Below are 6,659 nucleotides of genomic sequence, written 5' to 3'. Positions count from 1 at the left end.
GATGTATATGTTTGTGCTGTTCGCGCACTTTCTAATTTCCCATCCTTCTTGATTGTAACGTACACATTTCCAGCTCCAGAACCTAGCTGTGGAATCACAAATGTTTTTGAAGTTTCTAACGCTTCTATTGTTGCTGTTCCAAAAACTATGCCTCCCGTTGATGCATTGTAAACAGTCACTATATCCCCTTCTACTAATCCAGAGACTTTAACTGTATCATCAATTCCTGCTTTATTATTTGTAACTATAATTGCTGAAGTTAAAGGAGCTGTTGTAGTTGGCTCTGTTGCATAGGGTTTTGACTGTCTAGTACTTTCTAATTTATTTACCTTCGTTACACTAACATAAATCGTTCCAGCCATTGAACTTAGTTGAGGAACTGTAATCGTAATCGTTGTATTACCCGCGCCTACTGTACCAGTTCCAATTAAAGTTCCTCCTGTTGATGCTGTGTAAATATTAATGACATCACCTTCTGATAGTCCGTTTACTGTAACCATATCGTCAGTACCGACATAATTATTTACTACTGCAATATTACTTGGGGATAAAATAGGTGATGTTTCTGATTCAAAGCCTTTTGCAGTACGAGAACTTTCTAGTTTCCCTTCACTTTTTTTGGTGAAATATAAAGTACCACCTGCTGCACCAAGTTGTGGGATAGTTAAGTTTAGAGTTGTTTCTCCGCTTTCTACTGTTCCACTTCCAATGATTGAGCCACCAGTTGCTGCATTATAAACTGTGATTACATCATTTTCTATTATGCCTGTTACAACAATCTTGTCATCTATTCCCAATTTATTATTTGTGATTGTAATAGTTGAAGCGACTGGTGCGGTTGTAGTAGGTTCACTTGTATATCCCTTCGCTATTCTAGCACTTTCTAGTTTATTTATTTTCGTGACACTTACATATACAGTGCCACTTGCAGATCCTAATTGTGGAACATCAATTACAAGTGAATTACTTCCTGAAGTTACAGTTCCCGTACCGATTAGATTACCGCCTGTAGCAGCATTATATAAATTAATTGTATCGCCTTCTAATAAACCATTTACAGTGACTGTATCGTTTGTTCCAACGTAATTATTAACGACGGTGATACTACTTGCAGATAAAGTAGGTGATGTCTCAGTTACATACGATTGGGCTGTTCTAGTGCTCTCGTTTGTGCCCGGTTTTTTAATAGAAACATAGATATTTCCTGATGCAGCACCTAATTGTGAGATTACTATTTTAATTGAAGTATCACCTGCAGATGCACTAGATTCACCTAAAAAAGTTCCTCCCGTTTGGGCACTATAAACTTTTACAATATCGTCTTCCACTAATCCTGAAACAGTAATAACGTCATCAATACCAGCTTTATTATTTATTACACTTATATTACTAGCTGCAGGTGGTGCGGTAAATACGTTAGGAATTATCCATTCACCAACGCCTGCGCTATTTTTTGAACGAATTTTATAACTATGTGGCCCTTTAGAAGCTAAAGAGTATGTATAAGCAAGACTAGTTGTACTTACTATCGTATCATCAACGGAAATGTCATAACCGGTTGAACCAGTTGATGCCGTCCATGTAAATTTCACGTTATTATTTGATTCAATTGCAGTTACATTAGTAGGCGATTTAGGTAAAGTATACCAATCCTTTACAGCAGACCATTCACTTTGGGTAAGATCGTTTATTGCTCTTACTTGATAAGAATGTTTTGCTCCTGAACTTAGACCGCTTATTGTATAATTTGTATCAGATGTTTGATAAACCAAGTTATCCATCTTTATTTCATATTTATTAGCAGAATTTACTGTATCCCAATTAAGAGTAATTGAATCAGGAGTTGATTGTGTAGTAATATTTGATGGTATATCTAATAATGTAGTTCCTGTTAAACTATTACTCCATTCACTCACACTATTAGAATTTATTGCTCTAACTCTATATGTATGCTGTGAAAACGCAGATAAATTTGCATCAATATAATTTGAAGTAAGGCTACTCACAATTCTTTGACCATCAATTTCAATCTCATAACTAGTTGCATACGGTACTGAATTCCAATTTAATTCAATTGAATTGCTTTTAGCATGAAAGTCCTGGAGTACCGGAGTTTCAGTTATATCTGGTAAAACAGGATTTATTATTGTCGTTTCTTGAACGAATGATGAGTTTTCAATATTATTACAATAATAAAAGTTAAGTTCTGAATCAAAATCTTCTACCTCACCAGTTTCAGCATTTATGATGATGTATCTATCTGGATCAGTTGAGTCAAGATATCTTGGTGTTCTTTTGCCTAAGCAATCATAAAAGGTATTATCATAGTAAACACCTGATTGATATTTTGAATAAAAATACATATATAGTGGATCTTTTAATTTAATTCTGAATGCCATTATTTGACCAGTATAATTAGATGTATATTTTCCATATTTTATATTCGTTAAATCTAGTTGAGAACTATTTAAACTTACACTTTGATCCCTATTGGTATAGCCACCAGAAACCTCAAAATAATACTCTCTTTTCCATTCGGTCGCAACTTTGTTTCCATTTACATAAAGATTATTGTCTGAGTCTTTTGAAAGAATGCTAGTTGCATCAGTATTACTAACGAGTGCTTCAACTTCAGATGCAAATACTTTCTTAATACTCATAAAATCTAACGTATTAAAAAAAAGCAAAGATGCAAGTACTATACTTAATATCTTTTTCATTATTTACTTCCCCCTTATATGTTTTGGAAAAATATTCCACAAACATATATCGACACATAAAAAAGATTTATTAGATTTTTCCCGAAGAATCTTTTAAATTTAAATTTGTTTTATCGTTCGAGATTACATAATCTTAATGGTGTTTTATTGACAATAAAAAAGTAGTGATGATTTCTCACCACTACTCTGACTTTTTAAATAAATTATTTATATTTACCTTATTGCTTGCCGCTTCTTTATTCTCCTGTTGAATCGCTAAATAAATTTCTTTGCGGTGTATATCGATATGCTTTGGTGCAGAGATTGCTAATTTTACTTGATCTCCTTCTATAGCAGTAATCGATATTTCAATGTCATCGCCAATCATAATTGCTTCTTTGATCTTTCTCGTTAGTACTAACATCTATTAACCCTCCTGTACGAAAGCTGGAGATTTTTCTAATCGATGTTTCGTTTCGTAATTAGATTGGTTTAGTACAACCTGCTTTCCGATTTTCTTGATACTGTTAATAATAATCGGTGCCTTTAAGTTTGCTGTTGATTCAAAAAATGATTCTTTAACAGTCATTATGCAGTAAACAACAGCATTTTGTGCATTATCTAATTCTAATGTTTCAATTGCATTTTGAGGTAACTCAATATCGTAGTCCGGAAAAATTGAAAATACATCACCTATAAAAAATGCTAAATTTGGCGTTTTAACAGACTGTAAAATTGAGATAGGTGTTCCTTCCTGTAAGGCTAGAATTACAAACTTTTTTTCATCCTCAAAAGCTGGAATTCCTTTCGGAAAGGTCAATACATCTTCTTGTTGAATTTCTATATCACCGTGATACTTTGTTTGTATGTTCATGCTTTCACCTTACCCTTTTTGATCAATTGTAATACCAGTATAGTCAATTTTTAAGTCATTCCAAGTGTCTATATAACCAGAAACTTTTCCCGGTGTATAATTCGTAATTGCTTTTTGTGGGTTCACTTCAATTTCTGCTTTATGAGTGGTCCAATTTATCTCCATTGTCCCAGGATTATAAGATATTTTAAAGCTGCCGAATCTTGGTAAAAAAGCAATGTTAAAATCAGATACGGAATCAGTTACAGTTGCTTTAGCTATATCAGCTATCGCATTTTTATTTTGATAGACCCTCATCATTTGGTCTCCCTGTTGAGACTTTTGTGCAATCGAATCAAGCCAAGCTTGATAACCATCTTGGGCAGCATCTTCTATTCTTCGACGTACACTTTTTAAATCAATGTCTGCACGTGCTTCAAACGAATCCATTTCAAAAGTAGCTTCAACCCTTTGAATATCCATCTCAGCACTTGGTTGTTTAATACTCAATTCTGCTTTTGGTTGTTGAATATCTTGGACAGGTTTTTCAATATTTAATCCAAGTCTAGCAAACGTTGATTGCAATCTTATTTGAGGAAATTGCATTTATTTCTTCCTCCCACTAATATTTCTCTAAAAGAAAAGCTATCATTGATTGATAGCTTAACGTAAGAAGTCTAATAATGTTGGTTGGATGATACGTGCACCAACGCCAAGTGCAGCATTATGCACACTTTCTTGTGTCTTTAGTTCAGTAATAACTTTTTCAATTTCCGCATCTTCGTTATCTGACATCACTTTATTTGCAATAATCTCTTGGGTTCCTAAACGATCATCTATCATTTCAATTCGGTTTTGAGTTGCACCTATTTTTGTTCGAGCAGTTAAAACATTTTGAAGTACTGCATCTAAACTTCCTAACCCACTTTGAATTGCAGTTGAATCACCTGTTTGAAGGCCATTATGTACCGCTGCAAGTTTATTTAATGTAGCCAAGTCAAAAATATTGGTTGGATCTGTATTTACAGATACATTAACGCCTCTTGATACTTGTACATTAAATTCTTTAAAAGCAGCTGGAAAAGTACCTCCGATAGTAATCTGGCCATCTGCAGCAGTAGTCATCGTCATATTTACAGGTTGTTGTGTTGTATTTAAACCATTAAATATATACTTATCTCCAACTTGAGTATTTGCTAGTGCGCCTATATGAGTAATTAATTGTTTCACCTCTGCGGCAATTGCTTCTCGTGATTCTTTACTGTTTGTATCTGTAGCCCCATTAACAGTTAATTCACGAATACGGTGAAGTGAACTTGTTACTTTATCAAGTGTATCATCACTTGATTCAATCCACATATACGCTTCAGACAAGTTACGTTGATATTGCTCAACCTGAGTAACATCAGAACGATAAAATATCCCTTTCATTGCAACAACTGGATCATCGGAAGGGCGATTTATTTTCTTTCCAGATGCTAATTGTTCATTGTATTTATCTAGTCGACCATAGCTTGAACTTAAATTGCGCAACATATTATTGCTAATCATTGATTGTGTTATACGCATCAATCGTTACCTCCCAACTAATCCCATACCATTAATAATTTTATCTAGCATTTCATCAATCGCCGTTATATTACGTGCAGCAGCGTTATAAGCATGTTGGAATTTAACCATTTCAGTCATCTCTTCATCTAATGAAACACTGCTTACTGATTGACGATTTTGGTCCACTGCATCGACTAAAATCGCACTATTACTCATCAGACGATTTGCTTCCTGAGTTTGTACAGCCATTCCACCTATTACCCCTTGATAATATGCAGAAATACTAGTATTCGTAGTTGTGCCAATAGTCAAATCAGATCTTCTCATAACATTTGCTAGATCTAAGGCGTTCTTACCATCACCATCATCAGTAGATTTACCTGCAGCAATTTTATTAATGTCTGTTATAAGAACCGTAATATTACTTGCTGTTATTGAAGATGGAGCAATCGGACCAAAGAAATCTAAGCCTGTAGCATCATTAAGATCAGTACCTAATTTGTGAACTTTATTAAATTCAGTTGCGAAAGTACTTGCAATCATGTCTAACTCTTTTAACATTTTTGGATATTCGCCTACTTCTTTATTTGAACTATCCAAATATCCATAAGAACCAATCAAACTACTTAATTTACCGACTGATGCAAACTTCTCTATATCAATCGTATTATTTCCAATTGATACAGTATTAACAAGACCAGTAGCTAAATCGTAATTAACTTTTAAAGCTTTAGGATCTGTTTTAATATCATTACCATCAATAACTCGGCCAGATTCAATTACACTACCGTTCTCATCAACTAAATCAATAGTTACCTTACCTTCTGCAGATGATAGTGAATTACCTCCACTAGATGAGTAAGTTGTTTTAATCTTTACTAAACTTGATAATTGATCAAGTAAACGGTCTCTTTCATCATATAAATCATTCGGTAACATTCCATGTGGTTCAACGTCTGCTATTTGACGATTTACATTTTGAATTTGTGTTAATAATGAGTTTACATTTTTCGTTTCCACTTCAATTTGGTTTTTTAAGTCACTTTGTATTGATTTTAATGAGTTAGCAACATAGTTAAATGTTTCAGCAACTGCTTTTGCACGCTCTAGCACTACCGTACGTGCTCCTGAATTACTCGTGTTGACAGATAAATCCTGTAATGATTGCCAAAAACGATCCATCGTTTTTGCTAGTCCTTGATCTGACGGCTCATTCATAATGTCTTCCATTTTAGTTAGTGCGTCACTACGACTTGCGTAGTATCCTAATTGGGAATTATCAGCACGATATTGAATGTCTAAAAAAGACTCTCTAATACGTTGAATTGAACCCGCCTCAGAACCTGTACCCATTTGGCCAGGTAAATAAGGTTTGTCAAAACCTACATTTGGAAAAGCAGAAGTTTGTTTAACATTAACACGTTGGCGAGTATAGCCCGCTGTATTTGCATTTGCAATATTATGTCCTAATACACTAAGCGCAGCTTGTTGTGTATACATTCCTCTTTTAGCCGTTTCTAATCCCATAAATGACGAACGCATATTTTAGATCTCCT

Annotated in this window: 6 protein-coding genes; all 6 read right to left on the bottom strand. The window is 34.2% G+C overall.

Annotation, left to right across the window (positions count from 1 at the left end; all coding sequences use genetic code 11):
* The coding region (locus ACX6U0_RS14005) for a fibronectin type III domain-containing protein (protein ID WP_464960518.1) at positions 1-2,720 on the bottom strand (2,720 nt) is incomplete at its 3' end.
* A 181-nt stretch (positions 2,721-2,901) separates the two neighbouring features.
* On the bottom strand, positions 2,902-3,123 hold the full coding sequence (csrA, locus tag ACX6U0_RS14000) for a carbon storage regulator CsrA (RefSeq protein WP_464960517.1): 222 nt from the start codon (positions 3,121-3,123) through the stop codon (positions 2,902-2,904).
* A 3-nt stretch (positions 3,124-3,126) separates the two neighbouring features.
* The gene (gene fliW / locus ACX6U0_RS13995; RefSeq protein ID WP_464960516.1) at positions 3,127-3,573 is read right to left on the bottom strand and encodes a flagellar assembly protein FliW; all 447 of its coding nucleotides are present in this window, start codon (positions 3,571-3,573) and stop codon (positions 3,127-3,129) included.
* Positions 3,574-3,582: 9 nt separating this feature from the next.
* Positions 3,583-4,158: a DUF6470 family protein gene (locus ACX6U0_RS13990; protein ID WP_464960515.1), complete on the bottom strand. Its 576-nt coding sequence runs from the start codon at positions 4,156-4,158 to the stop codon at positions 3,583-3,585.
* Positions 4,159-4,215: 57 nt separating this feature from the next.
* Positions 4,216-5,121: a flagellar hook-associated protein FlgL gene (gene flgL / locus ACX6U0_RS13985; RefSeq protein WP_464960528.1), complete on the bottom strand. Its 906-nt coding sequence runs from the start codon at positions 5,119-5,121 to the stop codon at positions 4,216-4,218.
* A 6-nt stretch (positions 5,122-5,127) separates the two neighbouring features.
* Complete coding sequence (gene flgK, locus ACX6U0_RS13980; protein ID WP_464960514.1) at positions 5,128-6,645, bottom strand: flagellar hook-associated protein FlgK; 1,518 nt, start codon at positions 6,643-6,645, stop codon at positions 5,128-5,130.
* Between the last annotated feature and the right edge of the window lie 14 nt (positions 6,646-6,659).

The sequence above is a fragment of the Gottfriedia sp. ABJ_BB2_2 genome (assembly GCF_055484705.1).
The sequence above is the reverse complement of the archived record's forward strand: the minus strand, read 5'-3'. Positions and strand labels throughout refer to the sequence as shown.

Excerpts from the sequence above, each read along its gene's own strand:
- csrA (WP_464960517.1), bottom strand. The coding sequence starts at position 3,123 with ATGTTAGTACTAACGAGAAAGATCAAAGAAGCAATTATGATTGGCGAT.
- fliW (WP_464960516.1), bottom strand. The coding sequence starts at position 3,573 with ATGAACATACAAACAAAGTATCACGGTGATATAGAAATTCAACAAGAA.
- ACX6U0_RS13990 (WP_464960515.1), bottom strand. The coding sequence starts at position 4,158 with ATGCAATTTCCTCAAATAAGATTGCAATCAACGTTTGCTAGACTTGGA.
- flgL (WP_464960528.1), bottom strand. The coding sequence starts at position 5,121 with ATGCGTATAACACAATCAATGATTAGCAATAATATGTTGCGCAATTTA.
- flgK (WP_464960514.1), bottom strand. The coding sequence starts at position 6,645 with ATGCGTTCGTCATTTATGGGATTAGAAACGGCTAAAAGAGGAATGTAT.